Genomic DNA, 24956 nt, shown 5'->3' with positions numbered 1-24956 from the left:
ATTTTGGGGTTAAAAGAAGGCGATCGCAGACTCTTGCGCGAGGGCGATCGCCTTTCTTATATCTTTATTATATAGTATATTTTTATACTTTAAAATTAATTTTCTAAATATTTTTACATAGACTAAGCATGAAGAATCAGGGCGATCGCAGGGAATCTTCATCAGCAAAGCGAGATAAAGGCGCACCGAGCTTCGCAAAAATTAAATAGGAGTTGCATACTGCAATCAAACGAGAAGTACGATGTTGAATTCGGGCAGTCGTTTGTTGATTTCGGGCAGTCGTTTATTGAATTCGGGCAGTCGTTTCTTGATTTCAGGCGATCGTTTGTTGAATTCGAGCGATCATTTGTTGAATTCGGGCAGTCGTTTCTTGATTTCAGGCGATCGTTTGTTGAATTCGGGCGATCATTTGTTGAATTCGGGCAGTCGTTTGTTGAAATCGGGCAGTCGTTTGTTGAATTCAGATAAATATCAATAAATTCACGTAACAAATATAATATTATTTGTATTAAATACTTTATATATTACTGAATATTGCGGGTGTTAATCACCCCGATTTTGTTTATCCTAATGGTGTAAAGACAAGGATATAACTCAGTTTTTATCCTAGTGCATGATTAATAAAAGGAAAGTTATATATGTCACGTCCAAAACGTGGGTCTAAAGCACTTGATAGAGCACAGCGTCGGATTGCAGGTTTGAAATCAATTAGTCCCAGCTTAGATTTAGGTAATGGAGTCACTATTGACAGCTTTGCCACCGCCATCAAAAAAACACAGGACAAGTTGGAAGCTTATAACTCCAGCCTCTCCACCGTGGATCTAACTCAGGGAGCTTTAGAATTAGCCGAAAAGTCGCTGATGGAACTAACAGAACATATGTTAGTCAACGTAGCTGCAAAGTATGGCAAGAATAGCGATGAGTACAAAATGGCAGGGGGCGTTCGTCGCAGCGAACGCAAGCGTCCAGCGCGGAAGCCGAAGCAAGAGGTTGTTATTTGATAAAGACAATACATTTGGGTTTTTTGACACTCTCTCGAATTGAATTCGGGAGATTCTTGGTTAGGTGGTGAACCAATAGAAAAAAGATAACATTTAAATAGCGATCGCTTGAGTTTTAGAGAAATATTGCTTAGAGGCATAGCGGTTTGTCGTTAGACATCGCTCGGCGTTGAAATTGTCATGAAAGAAGTATTTTAATATGCTAGTCCAGTCAACACCTGCAGAACAAAGAACAGTACTACATAACATTAGCTGGGAAACCTTTGAAGCCTTGCTAAAAGACACAGGTGAGGATAGAGACTCTCGGTTTGCTTATGATAGCGGTACTTTAGAAATCATGACACCACTTTTTGAACATGAAAATCCCAAAATTCAATTTGACCGCTTGATATTTGCTTTGACTGAAGAAATAGGAAGAGAAATTAAAAGTGCTGGTTCTACAACATTGAAGCGTAAATTAGCAAGAAAAGGGATAGAGCCAGATAACTGCTACTATATACAAAATGAACCAAGAGTTAGAGGTAAGAAAAGTCTAAATTTAGAAATAGATCCACCACCTGATTTAGCAATTGAGATTGATATTACTAATAGTTCAATTAATAAATTTAATATTTACGCAGCGTTAGCTATAAATGAACTTTGGCGATATGATGGGCAAAATTTGAAATTTTATCAGTTGCAAGCAGGGCAATATGTTGAGTGTAAATCTAGCATCGCTTTTCCTCTGATTTCAGTGAATGAGATGAGTAAATTTCTTCAGCAAAGTCAAAGCATGGGTGAGGTTGCTTTGTTGAAATCTTTTCGTATTTGGGTTAGAGAAAAATTAGCATAGTTAACTACGATATGTCATGGCGATGCCTGCGGCGGGCTGCGCCTACGCACTAGGGCAGACTGTGTATGATTGTTTTTACCTAGCGTTGGCTATCACTCAACAATGCCAAATGGTGACAGCATAAGAGAAAATTTAAGAATCGTAATCAGAGTAAATTTAAATGCACGTTATTAGTCGCAGAATTCTACGAGAATTTTGTGAGGCACATGCAGATGCAAGGGAAGTACTTTATGATTGGTATAGGATAGCAACTAAAGCTGAATGGAAAAATCTGCTTGAAGTTCAGGCTATTTACCCAAAAGCAGAAGCAGTTGGTAACTTCACTGTGTTTAATATTAAAGGAAACAATTACCGTTTGATTGCTGATATTGTTTACGAAACTCAAAGAATCTATATTAAATATGTCCTGACTCACGCTGAATATGATAAGGATAAATGGAAAAATGACCCGTACTTTTAATCCAGAATCTTATGGTAAATTGCTAGCCGAATATCAGCCAAAAATAATTACTACGGATGCAGAAAACGAACAAGCGATCGCACTTGCATTAACCTTAGAACATCGTCCCAATCGTACACCAGAAGAAGAAATGCTGTTGCAACTGTTGGTGACTTTAATTGAGCAGTTTGAAGATACCCATTACCCAATCCTCCAAGGTACACCCAATTCGATGTTAGTACATCTAATGGACGCACGCGATACTACAACTGAAGCATTAGCTGAAGTAATTGGTTCATGGGAAATTGCCTCGCAAATTGTTAATGGCGATCGCACCATTAGTAAAACTCAAGCAAAAGCGTTGGCGGACTATTTTAATGTAGATATCAGTTTATTTACCTAGCTTATCTTCCATAACAACGCTCTTAAAACCAGCGTTTGGTATTGAGCCGAAAATTTAATATTTTGGTATGAGGTTAAAGGTGCGTAGACGCGCAGCAGCTTGTCCTTAGACATCACTTTTCCACTCGATACAACAGCTACAAAATCTTTTGTCATTTAGCTTCTAAAGCTTGAGTAAGCTATGAACCTGTATTAAAAATCCTATGTCCTAACCATCCCAAACCCAAGCCTAGACTAGAAGTGCTAGCTAAAATTAGAAAAATATGAAACTTGCCAAAAGATTCTAGTAATTTATTTCCAGCCCCAGTCACAGCCACAGCCCCAGCCACAGCCCCAGCCCAAGCCACAGCCCAAACCACAGCCCCAGCCCCAGCCACAGCCCCAGCCACAGCCACAGCCCAAGCCACAGCCCCAGCCCAAGCCACAGCCCAAGCCACAGCCCAAGCCACAGCCCAAGCCCCAGTTCCAGCCCCAGCCCCAGCCCCAGCCCCAGCCCAAGCCCAAGCCCAAGCCCAAGCCTCAGCCCAAACTATGTACGGAGCGTTAGACGCTACTAACAAGTAGCCTGTCAATAGGTAGCTTAACAATACACCAATCAACCGGCCCCAGGGAATAATTCTAGATGATTTAGTACTTAGTTTACTTGGAATTGGCTCTAATAGCTTGGCTTTGGAACGAACAACTTCTTTTTTATGGACTGGAGCAACAGATGGTGGAGGTGTTGCTTTTGGTGCTTCTAGCATATTCAACCATACCTGCATTGACTGAGGGCGGTCTTTTGCCTCCAGCGCCATACCTTTGAGAATTGCTTGATTTAATTGATCGCTGATGCTTGGATTAATTTGTTTAGGTGGAGTCAGAGACATATCATCAAGCTTGCGAGCTAGAGAAGTTGTGGGACGTTGACCTGTCACTGCATAATATAGTGTGGCAGCTAGACAGTAAACATCGACCGTTGGCTCTCGACTGCCTCTGCTCATCTGCTCGTAAGGCGCAAACCCTTCATTACCTGCAATACCCTTTGAACTCAAAGTTTTAGGTAAAAGTTCTTTAGCGATTCCAAAGTCAATTAAGACGGCTTTGCCATTTCTCCGCACCATGATGTTTCCAGGATGGGCATCTCTATGTACTAAACCTGCTTGATGGACTACGCTCAAAGCTTCCCCAATCTGGCGGATGCAAGGTAGAATCTCCACTTCTGGTAAAGCCCCCTTACGCCTCACTGCCTCAAACAAATTTTCTCCCTCAACAAAGTCCATTACTAAACAGTGGGTAGCACCTTCCCGAAACAAATCAATCACTCCCACAATATGAGGATGAGGGTCTTCTGATAAACGTGCGAGTATCCGTCCTTCTTGGATAAATCTCTCTATGTACTTTTCATATTCCGAATCGTGGCTGAGATATTCATTAGGTGTCTTAATTACAACTATCTGGTTTAGTTCAACATGCAAAGCCTTATAAGTAATCCCAAATCCCCCCTGTCCCAGGACTTGCTCAATTACATATTTGCCACTTTGCAATTGTTGTCCTGCTATCCAAGGCATGAATACCTCTAAGTAAAAAATTACTTTAATGCAAGCGTTTTAATGAGAGTTTAGCTAATTCTACGGTGTTTTGCTAGATGACGGACTGGGAGATACTGATGGTGGACTATTAGACGAAGGGGATTTTAATTTATCCATCACAGCACCCACCCCTGCAAGTAAGCCTCCTAAAGCTGCGATCGCCGCTATCACCACTCCCCAAAACTGGATGTTTCGCTCCCAATTTGAGTTAGTTTTAGATGGTTCAATTACTGAAGGCTGCAAGTTTTCTCCAGTCAAACCCAAAGAATCGAGCCATTCCCGCATCGATTGCGATCGCTGTTTCTGGTCTAGCTTCATACCTGTTAAAATTGCGCGGTTTGTGCGATCGCTAATTTGAGGATTATGTTTTTTCGGTTCCACTAAAGGAGCATTGTCCGCTTTACGTTTGAGCGCACTGACTGGTGTTTTTCCAGTCAGGAGTACATAAAGAGTCGCCGCCAGAGAATAAATATCGCTATATGCTCCAGTTGGTTTAGTATGTTGAGCATAAAGCTCAGGCGGTGTAAATCCCTCAGAAGTTTCTTTAGTTCTACTTGTGGTTAAGATATGGTCGAAATCGAGAGCTAAACCAAAATCAATTAGCACCGCTTCCGGTTGTCCTTCTCGCACTCGCAAAAAGATATTTCCTGGATGCACATCTCGATGAATCAACCGATTTTCATGTACTTTAATCAGTGCTTCTCCAATTTGTTGAATGTAGCGTAAAGCCTCTGATTCAGAAAGTATTTGTTGGCGACGGTCAGCTAAACTCACACCATCCACATACTCCATTACCAGACACCAGTGTTCTCCTTCTTTGAACGGTTCTGCAACCTGCACAATATGTTTGTGTTTACATTGAGTAAGTTTTACCGCCTCTTGCCAAAACATTGTTTCCAGTCGTCCGCGTTCCAACTGGTTCAGGGAATTTAGTAAATCGTCATTTAAGGTTTTAATGACTTGGCGATCGCCATTGTTATTTTTCACCAAATAGGTGATGCCAAAGCGTCCTCTTCCCAACTCTTTTTCAATGGTGTATTTTCCACCTTGCAAGCGATCGCCAGCTACCCAAGCCATCTTTGCAACTCCCAAAATGCTTAGATTAATTCTCACACAAGAGAGCCTTAATAACTTGAGCCTAGCTTAACAGAACTGGTGCGATCGCCCTGCTTCTGCCTTTATTGCTAAACTAAAAAACAACCCTTATCCAGTGCAAAGGTAATCTTATGACCTCTGCAACCAATCCAACCACCGACGAACTTACTCCTTTTCCTGACCATACGCAGCTACCAGAGTCTGACGGTACATTCGTGAAAAACTGGCAAGAGCATCCTCAAAGCATTTTACTGACTGACTCAATTACACCCGTGCTGAAGCAGTTATATTCCGATGGTCAGTATTGTATCGGCCAGGATTTAGGTATTTACTGGCGCTTGACCGAACCCCCAGAAAAAGGCGCAGAAGCACCCGACTGGTTTTTTGTACCGAATGTACCGCCTTCATTGGATGGACTTTCACGAAGGTCTTATGTGTTGTGGCGAGAATTTATTGCACCGTTGATTGCTTTGGAATTTGTTTCTGGAGATGGTAGCGAAGAACGAGACAAAACTCCTTGGAAGGGCAAATTTTGGATTTATGAGCAAGTAATTCATCCAGCTTTTTACGGCATTTATGAAGTAAGTAAAGCCAGTGTGGAAGTTTATGAATTAGTTGGTGGACAATATCAGTTATTAGTAGCAAATGAACGTGGACATTATTCTATTACACCCTTGGGTCTTGAATTAGGTATATGGCAAGGACAATATCAGAATATGGAATTACCTTGGCTACGCTGGTGGGATTTGCAAGGTAATTTGTTGTTGACTGGTGAAGAAAGAGCCGAACAAGAACGCCAACGCGCTGAACAAGAACGCCAACGTGCTGAACAAGAACGCCAACGAAATGAGATTCTGATTGCTCAATTGCGATCGCTCGGCATTGAACCAGAAGCATAATATTGATCAAAAATCAACTACTTATTTACATCTATAACGGAATGGATGGAAGAAACAAGTCAAATCTTCTTCCCTTCTGCCTCCTGCCTTGTTTTTTAGAAGAGGGATTATTTGTGATTAATTACTTTCTTTATGAAATTAAGAATATACGAAATAGCTGATACTGAAGAAATTATGAAATTGTTCTACGACACTATTCATGAAGTGAATATCCACGATTACACACAAGAACAAGTAGCTGCTTGGGCACCAGCAAACATGGATATTGAAGTTTGGATTAAAAGTTTAGGAAGTAAGTTTACTTATATAGCAGAAGAAGACAAAATTATTGGTTTTGGAGAGTTAGAGGCTAATGGTCATATTGATCGTTTCTATTGTCATAAAGATTTTCAAAGGAAAGGTGTTGGTAAGAAAATCTTAGAACAGATTGAATTAAAAGCAAACTCTTTAGGGTTGGAAAAGTTATTTACAGAAGCCAGTATTACAGCTAAACCTTTTTTTGAAAGTCAGGGATTTATTGTTATCAAAAAACAAGAAGTAGAGCGTAGAGGGCAAAAGCTGATAAATTTTGTCATGGAAAAATACTTAAAAAATTGACTAAATTCAAAGGTTGTTCTAGCTTATGGTTTGTAAGCGAGAGTCAGCATCATAGAAGCGGGAATTTCCACACCATTTTCTGTGACATACTTTGAGGCTCCCTCGATAATTGCGTTCTCAATATTACGCCGTTGCTCATCGCTTTGCATTGCCAACATCGACCCCAAACGCACCGAACTTACAATAATCTTTGGCATCACATCTTCAGGTGAAGAGAAAGTCCACTTGATGGGTAGTTCGGTGAGAGATACCTGAGTGAATCCTTCGGCGCTTAAAACCCTTTCGCATTCAGTGGGGTTGCTAAAGCGAAACAGGGGTGGCCCAGAAGGTAAGTTCACATTCATGCTGCCATAAGTCTGCACCGAACCCAGTATCAGAGCCATAAATGGATTGCGTGTTGGCGGTGTCCAGCAAGTGAAAGCATAGCGCCCTTCCGGTTTGAGTACGCGAAAGGATTCAGCGATCGCTTTTTCTGGGTTTGGGAAATGGAGAATACCCAAGTTACAAACCACCGCCTCAAATTGGCCCGACTCGAAAGTTAAGTTTTCAGCGTCCCCTTGATAGAATGACCCTTGAGGACATCGCCCTTTGGCAATGGCCACCATTTTCTCTGCAAAGTCTAATCCTGTGACTATAGCCTGCCGCTTTAGCGCTGCGGCACTAAGCCACCCAGTGCCGCAAGCCACGTCTAGCAAGCGAGTACCAGACTTAGCTCCCACGGCATCCAATATGGCTTCATCTACTTGAGAAGTCACAACAGCGATACCTGCGGTGAGCTTCGCTTACGCGCGATCGTATTCTTGAGCTACAACAGAAAATTTGTCGCGCTCAAATTGCTTAAATGCCTTGTGAGTAATGGTGGAATTATCTGTCATTTATTCACATCTAGTAACCGCGAAGTTTGGAACCGACTCATCCACTTCTCTAAATAAACTTGATTACCTTTTTGCTCATTTGGATCTTTAGTATCTGAAGGATAAGGCATCAGTCCCAAAATCGCTGCTGTCGTCACGCAAAACATCGATTTTTGGAAACTCATGCAAATTTGGACTCGCAAATCATCTTCACCCCGAAGACTGCGACGATAAATTTCGTGCAAATATTCTGGAAGATAATGACGCATATCTTGCATCAACAAGGTAGGAGGAATACCCGCGCCACCGATGGGTAAAGGATCGGCATACAATGCACCATATTGAAATCGACTTTGATCTGGAGGAATTTGATATCCTTGGGCATTGTATGAAACAGTACCGTGGAAAGGAGTTCCTCGGAAGAATACTGCTTCTACATAAGGTATTGCTGTATCTGCTAAGAAAGTCAAACCAACGCTTTTAGGAATTATTTCATAGACCTTACCTCGAATTTTGACAGCGTAGGTAATTGGGTTTGATGCATTTGCCACTAATCCTGCTTTAATATGGTCTACAACTTGGGGAATCGATTTGATTTCGCCTCGGTCATAGCGGTCTGATAAGTTGAGGAACATATCGGCCATGACTCGCCAGAATTGACCTAAACCGCTGTAGTAAGCAGATACACGCAACTGTTCTGTTAAGAAATCTGGAAAGAGTTGGTTAATAGCCATAATAAAGGGATTATTTGGGAATTTTGCTGCGATAACGGCTTGCGCTCTTTCTTTAAATTCTTGTGTATCTAAATACGTATCTAGTCCGCCACCACCGTGCCACATCATGCCTTTCATGCAATACTCGGCATATTCAAAATTTATTCGGTCATGCCACCAGTGACGGAGTAATTTTTGCAAAGAAACCTGTCCATTAAAGTATTTAAAAAATGGGAAAAAGACTAAAAACTGATAGTCGGCAATATAGTTAAGATTTATTGAGTAAGCATCTAAAACTACCCCATAGCTTTTCAGAATACCAACAACTTCCAATACATTCTCTGGACTATCAATGAGTAATGCATCTCCATTTTGTAGACGTTCAATATACTCAGCTAAAGGATTGTGAGTAGCTTTCTTTTTAATAGTTACCATTGCTATCTCTCCAAAAAGTTTAGGGATTGGGGCATTGGGCATTGGGCATTGGGCATTGGGCATTGGGAAAACTTTTTCCCCAGTCCCCAATCCCCAATCCCTAGTCCCTAGTCCCCATTGCTTTATCCAAGGACACTGTTGCTACTACGTTTTGGGTATTTACCATTGCTGTAATTGTTGGTTCAGTCCAGCGCACTAACCAACCAGGTTGAATGCCGAAAATCACAATCAGCACAGCTAAAATTGCAGCTGGTATGCGATCGCTCCAATACACACGTGGTAAGTTGGTAACTGGTGCAGATAGGCGTCCAAAAAAGGCGCGGTTAACGAGTATTAGGAAATAAACTGCTGTTAAACCAGTACCAAGCATACATAACAGGGTTTGCACTGGAAAAACTGGAAAACTTCCCCGATAAACTACGAATTCGGAAATAAACCCTAGCATTCCCGGTATACCAGCGCTGGCCATAGCTCCGACAATCATCAAGCTACCGATTACTGGCATACCTCGTTCTGGGTTCAGCAATCCTCGGATGATTGTTAAATCACGGCTGCCGGCTTTTTTATACACAACCCCTACCAACAAAAACAGCATTGCCGAAATCAAGCCGTGGCTAATCATTTGCATCACAGCACCCAACACACTTAAAGGTGTGGCCGCCGCCGCTGCTAAAAGCACGTAACCCATGTGTCCAATGGAGCTGTATGCTACCATTTTTTTCATATCGCTTTGGGCGATCGCGCAGGATGAACCATACAGCACACTTACTACTGCCCAAATTGCTAACCAAGGAGCTAAATAACTCCAAGCTTCTGGTAACAAGTTCATGCCAAAGCGCAGTAAACCGTAAGTTCCCAACTTCAACAGCACCCCAGCCAATAGCACAGAAATCGGCGTGGAAGCTTCAACGTGAGCATCTGGCAACCAAGTATGGAAGGGAACTAAGGGAATTTTAATCCCAAAACCGATCAAAATTCCCGCTAGCAGTAATAGCTGTGTTGCTAAAGGTAAAGTTGTTGTATTTAAAGTTGCTAGTGCAAAGCTAGAGGAACCACTCAGCCAAACCATGCCGAGGAAACTTGCTAAAATCAGGATTCCCGAAACGGCTGTATAAATGAGAAATTTAGTGGCAGCATAACCCCGTCTTGTACCACCCCAAATAGCTATCAACAGATATAGCGGAATTAACTCCAACTCGTAAAACAGGAAAAATAACAGTAAATCTTGTGCTAGAAAGGCTCCTGTCACTCCAGTGTTTAATAACAGTATCAAAGAGTAATAAAATTTAGGACGCTGTAGGGATTCATCGCTGCTGTAAATGGCAATACAAGTTAACAATCCATTTAAAACCAGCAACGGCAAAGATAAACCATCTATTCCAAGGTTATAGTTTAACCCTAAAGCATCTACCCAAGGGATAGACTCAGCAAACTGTTGAGTAATTTCTCCGGGATGGAACTGAGTTACTAATAGGATTGTCCACAAGAAAGCAATACTGGCAATGACCAAAGCCACCCTACGGGCAAATTTCTCACTGATGCCAGAGGGTGAGAAACCAATTAAAGCTGCGCCGATTAACGGCACTAGAATTAAAACACTAAGCATAGACTTCGGGTAAGCGGGGATGAGGGAGAATAACAGACGCGATAAATCACATCTCTACGTTTTGTACAGACGCGATTTATCGCGTCTCCTAAAAAGGCAATTTATCTAGTAAACCCAATGACCAACTGATGAAAAAACCCAGGACGCTGACAACTGCTAGAATGGTCAACATATAGCCCTGAGATTGCCCAGAAATGCTGTACTTTAAAGTTTGTCCGCCGAAAATGGTCGCAAACCCAACTAAGTTTACTAAACCGTCAACCAAGTAGCGATCGCTCCAAGCAGAAATTTTAGATAGCAATGCTACTATACTTACCACGGTTACAAGATAAACTCGGTCAATATAAAAATCATAACCTAACAGGTCTTGCAGAAATCTCCATGTCAAGATTCTGGATCTTGACCAAGCTTTGTGTAGATAAACTGTACACCCTACACCTACCCCCGCTACCGTAGAACTAACTAAGGCTAACACCACATACCAATTAATACTTTCCCAGTCTGGTAGTAAGTACCATTGCTGTAACATTAGAGGTAAAAGCAGAGTCAGTACTGTGAGGAACACCATTGGTAAGGCCATCTGCCAACCAACTTCAGGGGTGCGACGGGTCTTTTGTTGCGGTTTACCCCAAAAGACTAATCTAAATACTCTCGTCAAATTCAATGCTGTCAAACCATTGACTAATATTAAAACCCCAATTACCCAAGGGCTAATACTCACGAAACCGTCAGCCCACGCTAACATTGCCCAGAAACTTCCTAGTGGTAGCAGTGTTACCATCCCCGCTGAACCAACAACAAAAGCAGTGGTGGTGGCTGGCATTCGTGACCACAAACCGCCCATTTCTGTTAGGTCTTGGCTTTGGGTAGTCAAAATGACTGAACCAGAACTCATAAATAATAATGCTTTGGCGATCGCATGAGCTAACAGCAACATCAAGGCTACACCCCCTTGCTGTAACCCCACCGCCAAAAACACTAACCCCATGTATGCACTAGTAGAATGAGATAGCGATCGCTTAATGTCAATTTGAGCTATGGATACTAATGTCGCCCCAATTGCTGTCACCGTACCCATGACTACCAAGGCATTCAGGGCAACTGGCGACAGGGCTAACAATGGTTGAAGTTTATACAGTAAATAAGCACCACCAGCTACGACTAGAGAGTTCCGCATTACCGAAGCGGGGTTGGGCCCTTCCATTGCCTCATCTAACCACAGGTGCAGTGGAAATTGGGCACATTTACCAGCAGGCCCAGCAATTAACGCCAGCCCTAGCAATGTTGATGTTATTGGACTTAAATTAGCTGTTTGTGCCCACTCATATAAATCTGAAATATTCAAACTCCCAGCTAAGGTAGAAAGTGTCACTACAGCCATTAGTAGCAACAAGTCTCCTACCCGTTTTGTCCAAAACGCATCCCGCGCCGCTGTCACTACTAGTGGTTGAGCATACCAGAACCCCACCAGCAAGTAAGTTGAAAGCGTCAAGACTTCCAAAAGGGCATAGCTGAGAAACAAAGAATCACTGATTGCTAGACCACATAGCGCTGCTTCAAAAAATCCCAGTAGCCCAAAAAAACGCGCTAACGACCAGTCTTTTTCCATGTAACCCAGAGCGTAAACTTGTGCCAGTAAGCTTAACCCTGTAATTAAAACTGTTGCCCCAATACTGACTGGGGACAGTTCCAAGGAAAAAGATAAGTCTAAATCTGCTGCTTTGAACCAATTGATTAGTAAGTTTTCTGGTTCTCTATCCCAGATATTTTTAAATACAAGCAGGCTATGGAAAAAAGCTAAAACGGTCGTCAACAAGTTGAAGTATGCTGCAGGTCTTGGGCCTGTTCGCCGAATTATTCCTATTCCCCACGGCAATGTCAAAATTGCGCCTGATAAGCTATACAAAGGCACAAACCAACTTGTTGAAAATAGAAATTGATCCATTTAAATTTCCCTTAATAACTCAGCCTTTATTTTAAAAAAAATCAAAACAATTTTCTATTTAATAAAATTAATTTATCAAAATATCGATGTTTTTTTATTATTATTTTAACTACACTTCCAGAAGTACTTTTACTTAACACTACCCTATTAAATATAAGTAAAATATAACTTTACATAAGTAAAAGCATTTACTTGCCTTAACATCACTGACCTTTTTACATTTGTCTTTCTACTTTGACCAAAGTACTTTATGCAATATATTTGAAAAACTTATATATTTTTTACTTAGTCCTTGTACACCTAACAAGATTTGAGAAAAGACAGATACAGTAAAACATACAGCCGCTGCTTACCTCTCGTCAGATAGGATTAGCCTTGGTTATGAATGTCGTTTTGTAAATGTGATAAAGAAATTATAAAGCATAAGTGGCTGCTCAAGGAATCAGTAAACTTTAATTGCTCAGAAGCCTAGATAAATTTATGTTAAGTTTTTTAAAACTTTCTTATCATAAACTATTATAGTAATTTATATTGCCAGGAACGCCAAGCTTTCTTATGCTTAATTTGGAAGTGTTTTCTTAGCTATAAGATCAGGCTCTCCCCGTCAAAAAATTCAAACGATAGTACAGATTGCATTAATTTTGTAGGAGTTCTGCGATGCCAATTGCAGTTGGAATGATTGAAACGAAGGGCTTTCCAGCAGTAGTGGAAGCTGCTGATGCGATGGTGAAAGCCGCCCGTGTCACCTTAGTAGGGTATGAAAAAATTGGTAGCGCTCGCGTCACCGTGATAGTTAGGGGAGATGTCTCGGAAGTGCAAGCTTCTGTAGCAGCTGGAGTTGAAGCGGCAAAAAGAGTCTTTGGTGGTGAAGTGTTATCCACTCACATCATTGCTCGTCCTCACGAAAACTTAGAATACGTCTTGCCGATACGTTACACAGAAGCGGTGGAACAATTCCGTACTTAAAAGCTGTTTAAACAAAGTAATTAACGCTCTTTGCCTAATTGAGCATCACTTTTGTCCAAGGCTAAAAACTTTGAAATAGGGATTAAAACTAATGTCAATTGCAGTGGGAATGGTTGAAACGCTAGGCTTTCCAGCAGTTGTAGAAGCTGCTGATGCAATGGTGAAAGCTGCTCGTGTTACTCTAGTAGGTTATGAAAAAATCGGTAGTGGTCGGGTGACGGTAATTGTTCGGGGTGACGTTTCAGAAGTGCAAGCTTCTGTGGCCGCAGGAGTTGAATCTGTAAAGCGAGTCTATGGTGGACAAGTGTTGTCTACTCATATCATTGCTCGTCCTCACGAAAACTTGGAATACGTCCTCCCAATTCGTTATACCGAAGACGTAGAGCAGTTCCGGGAAAATGTAAATGCAATTCGTCCTTTTGGTAGAAGACCGTAATTCGTAATGCAAGTTGCCAAAGTTCGCGGCACAGTAGTTAGCACCCAAAAAGATCCAAGTCTTAGAGGTGTAAAACTACTGTTGTTACAATTAGTGGATGAAGACGGAAACATCCTGCCACAATATGAGGTAGCAGCAGATAGTGTAGGAGCAGGAGTAGATGAGTGGGTACTTGTCAGTCGTGGCAGTGTTGCTCGTCAAGTGCTTGGAAATGAACAACGTCCATTAGATGCAGTAGTGGTGGCGATCATAGATACCATTCACGTTGAAGATCGCCTCATTTACAGCAAAAAAGATCAATATCGATAGTCATTAGTCATTAGTCATTAGTCATTAGCTCTCGACAAATGACAAAGCGCAAAGTCTGAGCGGAGGTTTCCTCCGTTGGCGCAGCCCGCCGCAGGCATCAGAACTTTGTAAGAGAGGACAAATGACTAATGATAACTGACAATTGACAATACAGGAGGAATCTCGCGATGGCAGTCCGCAGCACGGCGGCACCCCCAACCCCGTGGTCAAGGAATTTAGCTGAACCCAAAATCCATGAAACTGCCTTTGTACATTCATTCTCCAATTTAATTGGGGATGTGCGAATAGGTGCAAATGTAATCGTTGCTCCGGGGACTACGATTAGAGCGGATGAAGGCACACCTTTTTATCTGGGTGAAAATACTAATATTCAAGATGGTGTTGTCATTCATGGGTTGGAGCAAGGCCGAGTAATTGGCGATGACCAAAATAAATACTCAGTATGGATTGGTAAAAATGCTTGCATTACCCACATGGCTCTAATTCACGGGCCAGCTTATGTAGGTGATAATTCCTTCATTGGCTTTCGCTCTACGGTATTTAATGCCAGGGTGGGTGCAGGTTGCATCGTGATGATGCACGCTTTGATTCAAGACGTAGAGATTCCTGCTGGGAAGTATGTACCTTCGGGAGCAATAATTACCAGCCAACAGCAAGCTGACCGTTTGCCAGATGTGCAAGATCAGGATAAAGAATTTGCTCATCATGTGGTTGGAATTAATCAAGCATTACGAGCTGGTTATCTCTGTGCTGCGGATACTAAATGTATAGCACCCATTCGGGATGAGAACGCTAAATCTTCTTATACAGGTAATGGTATTACTGTTTTAGAGTTGGAAAGGAGTAATGAAGTGTCGAGCAATAGCTTGGGTGGAGAAACAATAGATCAGTTGCGGTATCTATTGGAGCAAGGGTATAAAATTGGTACGGAACATGTAGACCAAAGACGTTTCCGCACAGGTTCTTGGACTAGTTGTCAACCAATCGAAACAAGATCGCTCAATGAAGCGATCGCAGCATTAGAAAGCTGTTTAACAAATCATAGCGGCGAGTATGTCCGACTGTTTGGCATTGACAAAGGTAGACGGCGCGTGCTAGAAGCCATCATCCAACGTCCTAATGATGATGCAAAACCAGCTACCAGCTTTAAAGCTCCGGCTAGTCGTGGTAATAACAGTTACAATTACAGCAGCTACAGCAATGATAATGGTAATGGTAACGGTTCTAGCAGTGGCAAAGTCAATGGCGAAACTCTAGAGCAAATCCGCCAACTATTGGCGGGTGGTTACAAAATTGGCATGGAACACGTAGATGAGCGGCGTTTCCGCACTGGTTCTTGGACTAGTTGCAAGCCAATTGAAGCAACTTCCACAAATCAAGTCATCTCGGCTTTGGAAGAATGTATCGCAAGTCATCAAGGCGAGTACGTACGTTTAATCGGTATTGACACCAAAGCCAAACGGCGGGTATTAGAAAGCATTATCCAACGTCCAAATGGTCAAGTAGCTTCCTCTGGTAGTCATAAATCGTTTACTAGTAGTACAGCACCCTCTGGTACGGGAACAGCTAGCAGTAAGCGCTTGAGTTCTGAAGTAGTAGACCAACTCCGGCAATTATTGGCTGGCGGGTCTAAAATTAGCCTTGAACACGTGGATGAGCGCCGCTTCCGTATAAATTCCTGGACTAGTATCGGTCAAATCCAAGCCTCCTCAGAAAGAGAAGCGATCGCAGCTATAGAAGCACACCTCGGCGAATACCAAGGGGAATATGTACGCTTAATTGGTATTGACCCCAAAGCCAAACGGCGGGTATTAGAGACTATTATCCAACGTCCAAACGATCAAGTAGCCTCATCTAGCAGTCAGAAATCATTTAGTAGCAGTAGCAGTGCATACTCCACTACTGCTACAGCAACAGCTACCAGTACCCGCTTGAGTAGTGAAGTCATAGACCAACTGCGGCAATTATTGGCTAGCGGGTCTAAAATTAGCCTTGAACACGTGGATGAGCGCCGCTTCCGGATAAATTCCTGGAATAGTATCGGTCAAATTCAAGCATCTTCAGAAAGAGAAGCGATCGCCGCTATAGAAGGGCATCTCCACGAATATCCAGGGGAATATGTGCGCTTAATTGGTGTTGACCCCAAAGCCAAGCGTCGCGTATTAGAAACGATTATTCAAAGACCGTAGCAGTGCTGAGTTAAAAGTGCTGAGTGCTGAGTTAACACTTTAAAGACACCAGTCATACCAACTGTAAACTCGGATTTTGGAAAATACTAATTACTCAGCACTCACCACTCACCACTCATCACTCAGAACTACATCTGGCTTCCGAGGTTAAAATTTCCATGTCTGTGCCGCTACTGCGCCTCAGCAATAACTTTGATACTTACATTAGTGGTGAGGTGACTATTCATCCAAGCGCGGTACTTGCACCTGGGGTGATCCTCCAAGCAGCTGTAAACAGCAAGATCGTCATTGGGCCAGGGGTCTGTATTGGCATGGGAGCAATTCTCCAAGTCCATGAAGGCACCCTAGAAGTAGAAGCAGGTGCAAACCTGGGAGCAGGTTTTTTGATGATTGGCAAGGGCAAAATTGGCGCAAATGCTTGTATTGGTTCAGCGACTACAGTTTTTAACTATTCGGTTGAACCTGGACAAGTAATACCGCCTGGTTCCATTTTAGGAGACACCAGTCGGCAGATTGCCCTGACAAAGCAGTCAGAACCATCTACAAATAACCCAACTTCTACTACAAATGCACCATCACCGAAGGAAGAGGAAAATCGCTCCGGTGGAGTAACTAATTTCTCAGCTTCGGCTTTTGTAGATTTCAAACAAAACAAGTCGATTTCTTATTTTAAATCTCCTGTGACTCCAGAAAGTCAGCCTCCTCCTGTGGAGGAACCAACGAATTATGCTGACTCAACTTTGGCAAAAGCCGCCCAACCGTCTACAGAACAGAACTTAGACCCTAGTCAGCCAGCCGCAGAATCCCCTAACGGTTTTGGGACTCAAATTTATGGACAAGGGAGTATAAACAGACTGTTGACTACACTGTTTCCTCATAGACAATCCTTGAGCGACCCAAACTCTGACGATTAGTTCGAGTAAGTGTTAATTGTAAGTTGTCGGCTTTTTCCGTATTTTGGAGAATTCATCATGGAAACATATAATCAACGGTCTATTCGCAGTATCCAGGGAGCGAGTAGTCGAGAAACCTTTCAAGATACTGCTTTGGGTTTAGTTTCTACCCAGAGCTTTCCGGCGATCGTTGGGACGGCGGATATGATGCTGAAATCGGCTGGAGTTCATCTGGTAGGGTATGAAAAAATTGGTGGCGGTCATTGTACTGCGATCGTCCGGGGTGGAATTGCTGACGTGCGTCTGGCGGTAGAATCAGGCGTGCAAACGGCTGAACAGTTTGGTCAATTGGTTTCTAGCTTAGTGATTCCCCGACCTTATCCCAACCTAGATAGAGTACTTCCGATCACAACCCGTTTCACTAAATTAATGCAAGAGGGCAATTCCAGCCGTCTGAGTAATCAAGCAATTGGTTTGGTAGAAACGCGAGGATTTCCAGCGATGGTCGGAGCGTGTGATGCTATGCTCAAAGCTGCTGATGTTCATTTAGCAGCTTATGAAAAAATTGGTGGGGGTTTGTGTACAGCAATTATTCGTGGTTCTGTAGCAAATGTGGCGGTAGCAGTGGAAGCAGGAATGTTTGAAGCAGAACGCATTGGGGAATTAAATGCAGTGATGGTAATTCCTCGACCGCTGGATGAAATGGAGCAAACTTTGCCATTGGCAAGCTGCTGGATAGAAGAAAGCGAACCGTTAAACTTGCCAGTGAATATTAAAGAAAAAGAACAAGTTGCGGAAATCGAGGTACTAAGATTACCAGACTTAACTAAACTACCTACAAAAGTTCAAGAAGAATTATGGAATGATGAATGATGATAGATGAATTTTAAAAAATCATCATCCAGCATTCATCGTTTAGATGGAAGGCATCTTACGCTTTAGCTATTCTGAATAATAGCTTCTTCAATCCATAATTAAAATACCTTTATTTTAATATAAATAATAGAGTTTTATCTATGATAAAACTCGTAACTTTCTGTGAGCATTACTATATCTATTTGCCAGTGTTCAGCAATACTAGTTTTATATCTGTTAATCGCTATATATAGGAGAATCACCTTTGAACCAAGCGACGCTACACCAATTAAAGGTGTTCGAGGCGGCGGCACGGCACAGTAGTTTCACTCGTGCTGCTGAGGAATTGTTTCTCACTCAACCTACTGTTTCTATGCAGATCAAGCAACTAACAAAATCGGTAGGTTTGCCACTATTTGAGCAAGTAGGGAAGCGATTGTATCTGACGGAGGCAGGACGGGAATTATTTGCTACTTGTCGGCAGATTTTTCACAATATAGCCCAGTATGAAATGAAGGTAGCAGATTTAAAAGGGCTAAAACAAGGACAATTACGTTTGGCAGTGATTACAACAGCAAAATATTTTATCCCACGTTTGTTAGGGCCATTTTGCGAACTTTATCCAGGGATTGATATCTCGCTGCAAGTTACAAATCACGAACAAATTTTGGAACGGATGGGTCAGAATCTGGATGACTTATATATTATGAGTCAAATTCCAGACAATATAGATGTGACTTGTGAACCATTTCTAGAAAATCCCTTGATAGTCTTTGCACCAACTAATCATCCTTTATCCAAAGAAAAAAATATTCCTATACAACGCCTGTCTAACCAACCTTTTATTATGCGGGAACCAGGTTCAGGAACTCGTCGCGCCGTCCAAAAGCTATTTGAAGAAGAAGGGATAACGGTAAAAGTCAAGCTAGAATTGGGAAGTAATGAAGCAATTAAACAAGCGATCGCAGGTGGTTTAGGAATTTCTGTTTTATCACGTCATACCTTACTATCAGACGCTTCAGAGTTCAGCATTTTAGATGTGCAACACTTCCCCATTCAGCGGGATTGGTACATGGTTTACCCATCTGGCAAGCAGCTATCTATCGTCGCTCGTGCCTATTATGAGTATCTACTAGCAGCGGCAAAAAATATTGTTAAACAAAAAGCTGATACTGTTTATAGTACCTTATAAACCAATTCACGGATAAGATAATTCGTAATTTGTAATTTATAAATTACGAATTCTCTACAGGACTTACGCACAGGTTACGGAAAATTAAACCACAGAGAAGCCAGTGCGTTGGGCGGGTTCCCCGACTTGAAGCAACTGGCGCGACGCAGAGAACACAGAGGAATAAGAGTTCAAGAGGTTTTTTGCGTAAGTTTTACTCTATAGGGGTTAACTGTTAGACTGGTAAACATTAACAATTAACCAGCAGAATCATTAAAAATGGGGGAAAACTGGTAGTGTTTAACCCGGAAATACCATCTTGGCGCAAAACAGTACAAAGCGAGATTGTAGCTGTTACCGTGTATTCTGACAGAGCATTGGTTACACGGCGGGGTGTAGTTGATTTAACAGGAATTGAACAGGAATTAGTAATTACCCCAGTGCCAATGACTCTAGAAACTGAGTCTATTCGGGTTAGCGGTACAGGTACGGTAGAGGTGCGCTTGGTGGGAGTTAGTAGCGATCGCATCTATACTACTGAACCTCTAGCAGAGCGAGTAGCACATTTGACAAGGCAAATTCAGCAATTAGAAGCAGAAAAACGCCACCTGCAAGCTCAGGTGGATGCTTTAGCATTGCAATCTAGTTTTATCGTCGGCTTACGTGAAAAAACAGAAGAACCTTTTGCACAGAGTTTGTCTCGGAAAAATCTCAGCCTCAGCGAAACTTTGGATTTCCTCAACTTTCTCGGAAGCCAGTATAGTGAATATGCGATCGCATCTGGAGAATGCAAAACTCAACAGCAGGAATTAGACAAACAGCTGCAAGCACTCCACACCTCATTGCAAATAATCCAAACACCCCATCCTAAAGAAAGTTTTAGCTTAGTTGTAGCCATTGAAGTCGGAGGTGAAGGTGAATTTGAATTAGAGGTATCCTACATTGTAAATCGCGCTAGCTGGAATCCGCTTTATGACTTGCGTTTTAGCACTACCAGCAATATTGTACATCTGAGTTACCTTGCAGAAATTACCCAAAGCACTGGCGAAGACTGGATTGGTGCAAATCTCACCCTTTCTACCGCTAAACCAGGATTAGGTACACTTCCACCCAAACTTGAACCTTGGTATATTGATACCCCACGTCCACGAATAGCGCGACAACAAAGACGAGCTCGATTTGCTGCCCAGCCACCACCACTGCCTAGCATACCAGAGCCGCCTGCTTCTGCTGCTACAGATTGGCAAGAAGAAGAAGATGAAGTTACAGAAGATAGTCTTATTGCAGCAGAAACTGTTACAGCAGAAGTATCTAAAGAAGGGAGTGTAGTTACCTTTAAACTGAATGATGGTGGTAACATTCCCAGTGATGGCGCACCCCATAAAACTACAATTTTCAACGATGATTATTCTTGTAGCTTCGATTATGTAGCAATGCCGCGCTTGGTAAGTTTTGCTTATCTACAAGCGAATGTGAAAAATAGTCCCAACGGTGCGACTTTGTTACCAGGTAAAGCGAATATTTTCCACGACAACGTTTTTGTCGGTAGTACTAGGTTGGAGAATATTTCACCAGGGCAAGAATTTAAACTGAATTTAGGAATTGATGAAGGTTTAAAAATTGAGCGCGATTTAGCTGAACGTCTGGTAGATAAAAGATTTATTAGCAATCAGCGGCGGATTAGTTATAGTTATCGATTGATAATTATTAACTTACTCGACAGAGAAGTAAATCTGAAACTCACTGAACAATTGCCAGTTAGCCGCAACGAGCAAATTAAAATCCGTCTCAGTCGCAGCAACCCACAAATTCAACTTGGTGAAATGGGGATTTTAGAATGGCTATTAACTCTTCCAGCCCAAGAACGACAAGAGATATATTACCAGTTTAATGTTGAATATCCGCCCGACTTAATGGTAGTTGGGTTAGATATTTAGGAAATCTTAAAAAATAAACTCTCCAAGTTCCATTTTCTAATTCACCATTTTTTTACCCGTCATTACAATGCGATCGCTATTTTTCCTCTGTCTAGAGTGGTAAAAGAGGACTATATACAACCTGCTTTCATTGCTTAGAACCGCTTCGCCAGAATCTGCGATCGCAGATAAGTTAGCTTTATATTTACCATCAGTCTTTTTTTTGTCAAGTCTTATTGACTGTTTGTAACGAAATTGTTATATTTAGTTACATAAGTAAATAAAGAAGAGAAAAAACCATGTATACCACCACTAACGAAGACGGCATTCTCAACAACTACGCAGCGGAACCTAAGATGTACTACGCTGAGTACCCAGCAATTTGGGAACAACGTAAATACGTTTTACAGGGTCTTTTTGCAACTTTAATCATCACCGCTTTAGTTTTGGTTGGTTTTAGCGTTAGCTAAGATTTTTTGATTTGGGTATCGCTGTATCTCATCGTCATTCATACTTCTCTCTGTTACCTCGGTTAGTTTCGCCGGGGTTTTTTGTATTTTACGTATGCCTTAAACAGTAGTGGTATGCTGATAAGTCAGTTTTATATCTACCATCAGTCTTTTTTTGTCAAGTCTTATTGATGATTTGTAACAAAACTGTTATATTTAGTTACATAAGATAACAAAACAAAGAAAACAAAAAACTATGTACACCACCATTAACGAAAACGGCATTCTCAACAACTACGCAGCAGAACCTCAGATGTACTACGCTGAGTACCCAGCAATTTGGGAACAACGTAAATATGTCTTACAGGGTCTTTTTGCAACTTTAATCGTCACAACTTTAGTTTTGGTTGGTTTTAGCGTTAGTTAAGATTTTTTGATTTGGGTATCGCTGTATCTCATCGTTAATCTCACTTCTCGACCTTACCTCAGCTAGTTTTGCTGGGGTTTTTTGTGTTTTATCCATCCCAAACGGCGAGTGTATTATATTGTCAAACAAGTGTGTTAGCGAGTCTTCTTCCAAGGAGAGACACTAAGGACGAACAAGCGTCACAGTTCGTCGCTGGTATCGCTCAAAGCAATAGCATAAACGTGTTGATTAATATGGGAGGTAAATTATGGATGGAGAAGAATTGAGAAGAAGATATGCTGCTGGGGAAATAAATTTTAGCGGTCTCAATCTCAGTGGTGTTAATATCAGCGGCTCCGAACCAATGGAAGATGTTTTTATTAATATTGACTTGAGTGGAATCAATTTGAGTGGAGCCAACTTGACTGATACTATCTTGGCTGGTGCTAATCTTACTGATGCCAATTTGAGTAACACTAATCTGACTGGTGCTAACTTGGGTCAGTGCAAATTGATTCGTGCTAATTTGAGTGGAGCCAATTTGACTAAAGCTTGTTTGGATGTTGTTAAGTTCATGGATAGTGACATGAGAGGTGCTGAATTGTGATCCGCTTCTATCACTCAAACTTGGCTGGGTAACACTAATATGAGTGGTGCCAAGCATGTGAGTAATGTTGACTGGACTGGTACTCGCGTCAGAGGTCTTGTTTTGGAGGATGGAAGTATCCTCAACGACGATCACGACTGGTGAGACTGTTGTTAGTTGAGAATCAATGCAATTTTATCTGCATCCTAGTTTTTTTATCACCCCGTCAGCAACAAACCACTGGTCAGCCATAAAATAAAGACAAATCAATAAAAGGGGGGTGTTTATGGCAACCCAACTCGGTGAAGCTAAATCTTCAACAGAATTGATAATATCTTGGGAAGCATTGCCTGCAGATTTTCAGCTAGAGGATGAACCAGTGGAAAATACAGGTCAGCCACTATTGGCTGGTGCTTTGCACGAAAGTCTTGAGATAAGTGGTTTCATCCAACCACAGATGTTAATAGCCTCAAATTTTGGACTTTGTGCGACGATAAACGGGCAATTTGTTGTTAAAGCACCCGACTGGGTTTATGTACCATCGGTAAATCAGGTTTTAGGAGAACGCAAAAGCTATACACCCAATTTAGATGGAGATATTCCGGCAATTGTGATGGAATTTCTCTCTGATACTGAGGGTGGAGAATACTCTTTTAAACGAACCTATCCACCAGGAAAATAGTTTTTTTACGAGCAGATTCTTCAAGTCCCAATTTATATAATTTTTGACCCTTATGGTGGTTTGTTAGAATTTTACCAACTCGAAAACAGGCGCTACGAGTTAAAGCAACCTGATGAAAATGGTCGTCATTGGATTGATTCAATGAGTTTATTTCTGGGAACTTGGCAAGGAACAAAAGAAGCCAGAATTGGTTATTGGTTGCGCTGGTGGGATGAGGCAGGTAATTTGTTACTTTGGGCAGTGGAACAAATTGAACAGGAACGCCAACAAAAAGAACGGCTAATTGCCTATTTACAATCTCAAGGTATCGATCCAAATAATTTGCCTTAGCATATATAGCAAAGTGCTGAGTGCTGTTAGCGGTAGCGGGGCGTTTAGCCCGTGCTGAGTAAAAACCCAGTTTTTCAAGACTTTGAGCGCTCAATACTGTCATAACCTATGTGACTACAGCTACACAAATAAAATTTTCAACTATTTGAGTGACTCAGTTGAAGTAAATAAATACTATACGCGTAGTAGCTACAACTGTTAAGCTTACAAAATAGTGGAGTGTCATACAGAAATTCAAGCAAGGATGAAAAAGCTACTCAAAGAAAAAAAAGCAAGAGAAGAAAAAATAGGTTTTTGCTGAATCAAAAGCTAAAATTATTCGTCACTTAAACTATCAATTCCCTACCTACTTCTCTTGGAGGATGATTTATGTCATCACAAATGCTGCGGTTGATATCTTTGGGCAGTCTTGGCTTATCTTTGTGTCTGGGCAATTCGGCAGCAATGGCACAATATGATTCTAATGGCGATGGTGTAGTAGTACCAACAGTACCATCAGGCGGCACATCAGCACCAGTCCCAATAGACACATCGACAGGCGTACCACCCTCAGCTGACGGTACAACTCGGTTTACTTGTCAGATTTACAATGGACAGTATACTGTCATGTATCAGCCCCAAAGTCAACCAGGACAATTCTTTCCTTGGGCAGCACCTGCGGCTTTGGGCGGTGGTTGGGATGCACAAAGGCGTTGTGCAGCAATTGCTAGCCGTTTAGAACTTTATCGCCCAGATGGCTTACAAGAACTCCAGACAGCCGTAGAAAATAACGAAAATATTGTCTGCGTCACAACTGAAACTAACCCAACCTGTAGAATTGTGCTAACAGTCCCCAATGGGAAAGATCCCTATGTTATCCGCAATAGCATTTTTCAAAACTTGACTACTGCTGACAGTGGACAGCAGACTATAGCCGTTAACACTTATGGCGATCGCAGTAGTGGAGGCAACGAATTATATAATTTAGGACGTACACTTCTAGGCGGTGGCAATAATCGGGTTAGTTCATCTAGAAGTGCGATTAATTTGAAACCTTTCCTCGATCGCCAAGATGGCGGAACTGGAAACAATTTGCGGAGTGGAGTGGCAATTCGTCGTCAGTCTCAACCTAACGGTGCTCGTCTAAATCCTGGTAAGTTCCGGTAAGCAAGAGTGGCTTTTAATACAAAATGACTTTCAAATAAAAAATATCCAACTACTTATTGTGGGGCGGGCATCTTGTCCGTCTTTTTTTATGGGCATAAAATTATACCAATTTGAGAAATGAATGCGACAGATACATACTCCCAAACCTTTATTCTGTCTGGCTTTCTTAATGCATGAATTTTGAATTGGTATTACTACCTCCCGGACTTCTTCGAGAAGTCGGGCATCTAAATCCA

The 24956-nt window shown here is 41.8% G+C and carries 26 protein-coding genes and 2 pseudogenes; 21 read left to right on the top strand and 7 right to left on the bottom strand.

Annotation, left to right across the window (positions count from 1 at the left end; all coding sequences use genetic code 11):
* Positions 1 to 9: 9 nt before the first annotated feature.
* Positions 10 to 198, bottom strand: coding sequence for a hypothetical protein (locus V7K89_RS33290; protein ID WP_335195028.1), 189 nt, complete (start codon positions 196 to 198; stop codon positions 10 to 12).
* A gap of 43 nt (positions 199 to 241) precedes the next feature.
* Here V7K89_RS33290 and V7K89_RS33285 point away from each other — a divergent pair, with 43 nt between their 5' ends.
* The 5 genes from V7K89_RS33285 (at position 242) to V7K89_RS33265 (ending at position 2675) form a co-directional block, all read left to right on the top strand.
* On the top strand, positions 242 to 478 hold the full coding sequence (locus V7K89_RS33285) for a hypothetical protein (RefSeq protein WP_335195026.1): 237 nt from the start codon (positions 242 to 244) through the stop codon (positions 476 to 478).
* Positions 479 to 638: 160 nt separating this feature from the next.
* Complete coding sequence (locus V7K89_RS33280) at positions 639 to 1001, top strand: hypothetical protein (protein ID WP_335195025.1); 363 nt, start codon at positions 639 to 641, stop codon at positions 999 to 1001.
* 199 nt (positions 1002 to 1200) lie between these two features.
* Positions 1201 to 1833 (top strand): Uma2 family endonuclease, encoded by a 633-nt coding sequence (locus V7K89_RS33275; RefSeq protein ID WP_335195023.1) that lies wholly within the window; start codon positions 1201 to 1203, stop codon positions 1831 to 1833.
* Between the two features lie 160 nt (positions 1834 to 1993).
* Positions 1994 to 2293, top strand: a complete 300-nt coding sequence (locus V7K89_RS33270) for a type II toxin-antitoxin system HigB family toxin (RefSeq protein ID WP_334985758.1) — start codon at positions 1994 to 1996, stop codon at positions 2291 to 2293.
* On the top strand, positions 2277 to 2675 hold the full coding sequence (locus V7K89_RS33265) for a helix-turn-helix domain-containing protein (protein ID WP_335195021.1): 399 nt from the start codon (positions 2277 to 2279) through the stop codon (positions 2673 to 2675). Before V7K89_RS33270 ends, V7K89_RS33265 begins: the two co-directional genes overlap by 17 nt.
* 178 nt (positions 2676 to 2853) lie before the next feature.
* Here V7K89_RS33265 and V7K89_RS33260 read toward each other — a convergent pair whose 3' ends face one another.
* Positions 2854 to 4221 carry a serine/threonine protein kinase gene (locus V7K89_RS33260; protein WP_335195019.1) on the bottom strand — a complete coding sequence of 456 codons (1368 nt, stop codon included), beginning with the start codon at positions 4219 to 4221 and terminating at the stop codon, positions 2854 to 2856.
* 60 nt (positions 4222 to 4281) lie between these two features.
* On the bottom strand, positions 4282 to 5319 hold the full coding sequence (locus V7K89_RS33255; protein ID WP_335195016.1) for a serine/threonine protein kinase: 1038 nt from the start codon (positions 5317 to 5319) through the stop codon (positions 4282 to 4284).
* Between the two features lie 149 nt (positions 5320 to 5468).
* Here V7K89_RS33255 and V7K89_RS33250 point away from each other — a divergent pair, with 149 nt between their 5' ends.
* Together V7K89_RS33250 and V7K89_RS33245 are read left to right on the top strand one after the other, a co-directional pair.
* Positions 5469 to 6236, top strand: a complete 768-nt coding sequence (locus tag V7K89_RS33250) for a Uma2 family endonuclease (RefSeq protein WP_335195014.1) — start codon at positions 5469 to 5471, stop codon at positions 6234 to 6236.
* 132 nt (positions 6237 to 6368) lie between these two features.
* Positions 6369 to 6833 (top strand): GNAT family N-acetyltransferase, encoded by a 465-nt coding sequence (locus V7K89_RS33245; protein WP_335195012.1) that lies wholly within the window; start codon positions 6369 to 6371, stop codon positions 6831 to 6833.
* 23 nt (positions 6834 to 6856) lie between these two features.
* Here V7K89_RS33245 and V7K89_RS33240 read toward each other — a convergent pair whose 3' ends face one another.
* The 4 genes from V7K89_RS33240 to V7K89_RS33225 all read right to left on the bottom strand — a co-directional run bounded on the left by V7K89_RS33240 (position 6857) and on the right by V7K89_RS33225 (position 12386).
* Positions 6857 to 7588, bottom strand: coding sequence for a class I SAM-dependent methyltransferase (locus V7K89_RS33240; RefSeq protein ID WP_335195010.1), 732 nt, complete (start codon positions 7586 to 7588; stop codon positions 6857 to 6859).
* Between the two features lie 116 nt (positions 7589 to 7704).
* On the bottom strand, positions 7705 to 8835 hold the full coding sequence (locus V7K89_RS33235; protein ID WP_335195051.1) for a CO2 hydration protein: 1131 nt from the start codon (positions 8833 to 8835) through the stop codon (positions 7705 to 7707).
* Between the two features lie 100 nt (positions 8836 to 8935).
* The gene (locus V7K89_RS33230; RefSeq protein WP_335195008.1) at positions 8936 to 10441 is read right to left on the bottom strand and encodes an NADH-quinone oxidoreductase subunit M; all 1506 of its coding nucleotides are present in this window, start codon (positions 10439 to 10441) and stop codon (positions 8936 to 8938) included.
* Between the two features lie 88 nt (positions 10442 to 10529).
* Positions 10530 to 12386, bottom strand: a complete 1857-nt coding sequence (locus V7K89_RS33225) for an NAD(P)H-quinone oxidoreductase subunit F (protein WP_335195005.1) — start codon at positions 12384 to 12386, stop codon at positions 10530 to 10532.
* A 657-nt stretch (positions 12387 to 13043) separates the two neighbouring features.
* On the opposite strand from V7K89_RS33225, the gene V7K89_RS33220 reads away from it, so the two are divergent.
* From V7K89_RS33220 to V7K89_RS33160, 14 genes and pseudogenes are all read left to right on the top strand, one after another.
* Entirely contained in the window at positions 13044 to 13352 is a 309-nt protein-coding gene (locus V7K89_RS33220) for a carbon dioxide-concentrating mechanism protein CcmK (RefSeq protein WP_012410633.1), read from the top strand.
* 91 nt (positions 13353 to 13443) lie between these two features.
* Positions 13444 to 13788 carry a carbon dioxide-concentrating mechanism protein CcmK gene (locus tag V7K89_RS33215; protein ID WP_335195004.1) on the top strand — a complete coding sequence of 115 codons (345 nt, stop codon included), beginning with the start codon at positions 13444 to 13446 and terminating at the stop codon, positions 13786 to 13788.
* A gap of 6 nt (positions 13789 to 13794) precedes the next feature.
* Entirely contained in the window at positions 13795 to 14097 is a 303-nt protein-coding gene (locus V7K89_RS33210) for a EutN/CcmL family microcompartment protein (protein WP_322729866.1), read from the top strand.
* 167 nt (positions 14098 to 14264) lie between these two features.
* A pseudogene (locus V7K89_RS33205) lies at positions 14265 to 15932 on the top strand (ribulose bisphosphate carboxylase small subunit); the annotation flags it as partial.
* A gap of 96 nt (positions 15933 to 16028) precedes the next feature.
* On the top strand, positions 16029 to 16286 hold the full coding sequence (locus V7K89_RS36225; RefSeq protein WP_442941833.1) for a ribulose bisphosphate carboxylase small subunit: 258 nt from the start codon (positions 16029 to 16031) through the stop codon (positions 16284 to 16286).
* Between the two features lie 158 nt (positions 16287 to 16444).
* A complete protein-coding gene (locus V7K89_RS33200) occupies positions 16445 to 17200 on the top strand; it encodes a transferase (RefSeq protein WP_335195000.1) in 756 nt (251 codons plus the stop codon).
* Positions 17201 to 17257: 57 nt separating this feature from the next.
* Entirely contained in the window at positions 17258 to 18052 is a 795-nt protein-coding gene (locus tag V7K89_RS33195) for a BMC domain-containing protein (RefSeq protein WP_335194998.1), read from the top strand.
* A 247-nt stretch (positions 18053 to 18299) separates the two neighbouring features.
* A complete protein-coding gene (locus V7K89_RS33190; RefSeq protein WP_335194996.1) occupies positions 18300 to 19226 on the top strand; it encodes a LysR family transcriptional regulator in 927 nt (308 codons plus the stop codon).
* Positions 19227 to 19501: 275 nt separating this feature from the next.
* Complete coding sequence (locus V7K89_RS33185) at positions 19502 to 21142, top strand: mucoidy inhibitor MuiA family protein (RefSeq protein ID WP_335194994.1); 1641 nt, start codon at positions 19502 to 19504, stop codon at positions 21140 to 21142.
* Positions 21143 to 21420: 278 nt separating this feature from the next.
* Positions 21421 to 21591 (top strand): photosystem II assembly protein Psb34, encoded by a 171-nt coding sequence (gene psb34, locus V7K89_RS33180; protein ID WP_335194992.1) that lies wholly within the window; start codon positions 21421 to 21423, stop codon positions 21589 to 21591.
* Positions 21592 to 21826: 235 nt separating this feature from the next.
* Positions 21827 to 21997, top strand: a complete 171-nt coding sequence (gene psb34 / locus V7K89_RS33175) for a photosystem II assembly protein Psb34 (protein WP_335194990.1) — start codon at positions 21827 to 21829, stop codon at positions 21995 to 21997.
* Positions 21998 to 22244: 247 nt separating this feature from the next.
* On the top strand, positions 22245 to 22583 hold the full coding sequence (locus V7K89_RS33170) for a pentapeptide repeat-containing protein (RefSeq protein WP_335194988.1): 339 nt from the start codon (positions 22245 to 22247) through the stop codon (positions 22581 to 22583).
* 265 nt (positions 22584 to 22848) lie between these two features.
* Positions 22849 to 23574 (top strand): annotated as a pseudogene (locus V7K89_RS33165) (Uma2 family endonuclease).
* Between the two features lie 369 nt (positions 23575 to 23943).
* Positions 23944 to 24720, top strand: a complete 777-nt coding sequence (locus tag V7K89_RS33160) for a COP23 domain-containing protein (protein WP_335194986.1) — start codon at positions 23944 to 23946, stop codon at positions 24718 to 24720.
* Positions 24721 to 24956 lie beyond the last annotated feature (236 nt).

The organism is Nostoc sp., from assembly GCF_036917515.1.
Classification (GTDB): domain Bacteria; phylum Cyanobacteriota; class Cyanobacteriia; order Cyanobacteriales; family Nostocaceae; genus Nostoc.
Note: the sequence above shows the minus strand (reverse complement) of the source record. Positions and strands in the feature narration are given on the sequence as shown.

Excerpts from the sequence above, each read along its gene's own strand:
- V7K89_RS33285 (WP_335195026.1), top strand. The coding sequence starts at position 242 with ATGTTGAATTCGGGCAGTCGTTTGTTGATTTCGGGCAGTCGTTTATTG.
- V7K89_RS33280 (WP_335195025.1), top strand. The coding sequence starts at position 639 with ATGTCACGTCCAAAACGTGGGTCTAAAGCACTTGATAGAGCACAGCGT.
- V7K89_RS33275 (WP_335195023.1), top strand. The coding sequence starts at position 1,201 with ATGCTAGTCCAGTCAACACCTGCAGAACAAAGAACAGTACTACATAAC.
- V7K89_RS33270 (WP_334985758.1), top strand. The coding sequence starts at position 1,994 with ATGCACGTTATTAGTCGCAGAATTCTACGAGAATTTTGTGAGGCACAT.
- V7K89_RS33265 (WP_335195021.1), top strand. The coding sequence starts at position 2,277 with ATGACCCGTACTTTTAATCCAGAATCTTATGGTAAATTGCTAGCCGAA.
- V7K89_RS33260 (WP_335195019.1), bottom strand. The coding sequence starts at position 4,221 with ATGCCTTGGATAGCAGGACAACAATTGCAAAGTGGCAAATATGTAATT.
- V7K89_RS33255 (WP_335195016.1), bottom strand. The coding sequence starts at position 5,319 with ATGGCTTGGGTAGCTGGCGATCGCTTGCAAGGTGGAAAATACACCATT.
- V7K89_RS33250 (WP_335195014.1), top strand. The coding sequence starts at position 5,469 with ATGACCTCTGCAACCAATCCAACCACCGACGAACTTACTCCTTTTCCT.
- V7K89_RS33245 (WP_335195012.1), top strand. The coding sequence starts at position 6,369 with ATGAAATTAAGAATATACGAAATAGCTGATACTGAAGAAATTATGAAA.
- V7K89_RS33235 (WP_335195051.1), bottom strand. The coding sequence starts at position 8,835 with ATGGTAACTATTAAAAAGAAAGCTACTCACAATCCTTTAGCTGAGTAT.
- V7K89_RS33230 (WP_335195008.1), bottom strand. The coding sequence starts at position 10,441 with ATGCTTAGTGTTTTAATTCTAGTGCCGTTAATCGGCGCAGCTTTAATT.
- V7K89_RS33225 (WP_335195005.1), bottom strand. The coding sequence starts at position 12,386 with ATGGATCAATTTCTATTTTCAACAAGTTGGTTTGTGCCTTTGTATAGC.
- V7K89_RS33220 (WP_012410633.1), top strand. The coding sequence starts at position 13,044 with ATGCCAATTGCAGTTGGAATGATTGAAACGAAGGGCTTTCCAGCAGTA.
- V7K89_RS33215 (WP_335195004.1), top strand. The coding sequence starts at position 13,444 with ATGTCAATTGCAGTGGGAATGGTTGAAACGCTAGGCTTTCCAGCAGTT.
- V7K89_RS33210 (WP_322729866.1), top strand. The coding sequence starts at position 13,795 with ATGCAAGTTGCCAAAGTTCGCGGCACAGTAGTTAGCACCCAAAAAGAT.
- V7K89_RS33200 (WP_335195000.1), top strand. The coding sequence starts at position 16,445 with ATGTCTGTGCCGCTACTGCGCCTCAGCAATAACTTTGATACTTACATT.
- V7K89_RS33195 (WP_335194998.1), top strand. The coding sequence starts at position 17,258 with ATGGAAACATATAATCAACGGTCTATTCGCAGTATCCAGGGAGCGAGT.
- psb34 (WP_335194992.1), top strand. The coding sequence starts at position 21,421 with ATGTATACCACCACTAACGAAGACGGCATTCTCAACAACTACGCAGCG.
- psb34 (WP_335194990.1), top strand. The coding sequence starts at position 21,827 with ATGTACACCACCATTAACGAAAACGGCATTCTCAACAACTACGCAGCA.
- V7K89_RS33170 (WP_335194988.1), top strand. The coding sequence starts at position 22,245 with ATGGATGGAGAAGAATTGAGAAGAAGATATGCTGCTGGGGAAATAAAT.
- V7K89_RS33160 (WP_335194986.1), top strand. The coding sequence starts at position 23,944 with ATGTCATCACAAATGCTGCGGTTGATATCTTTGGGCAGTCTTGGCTTA.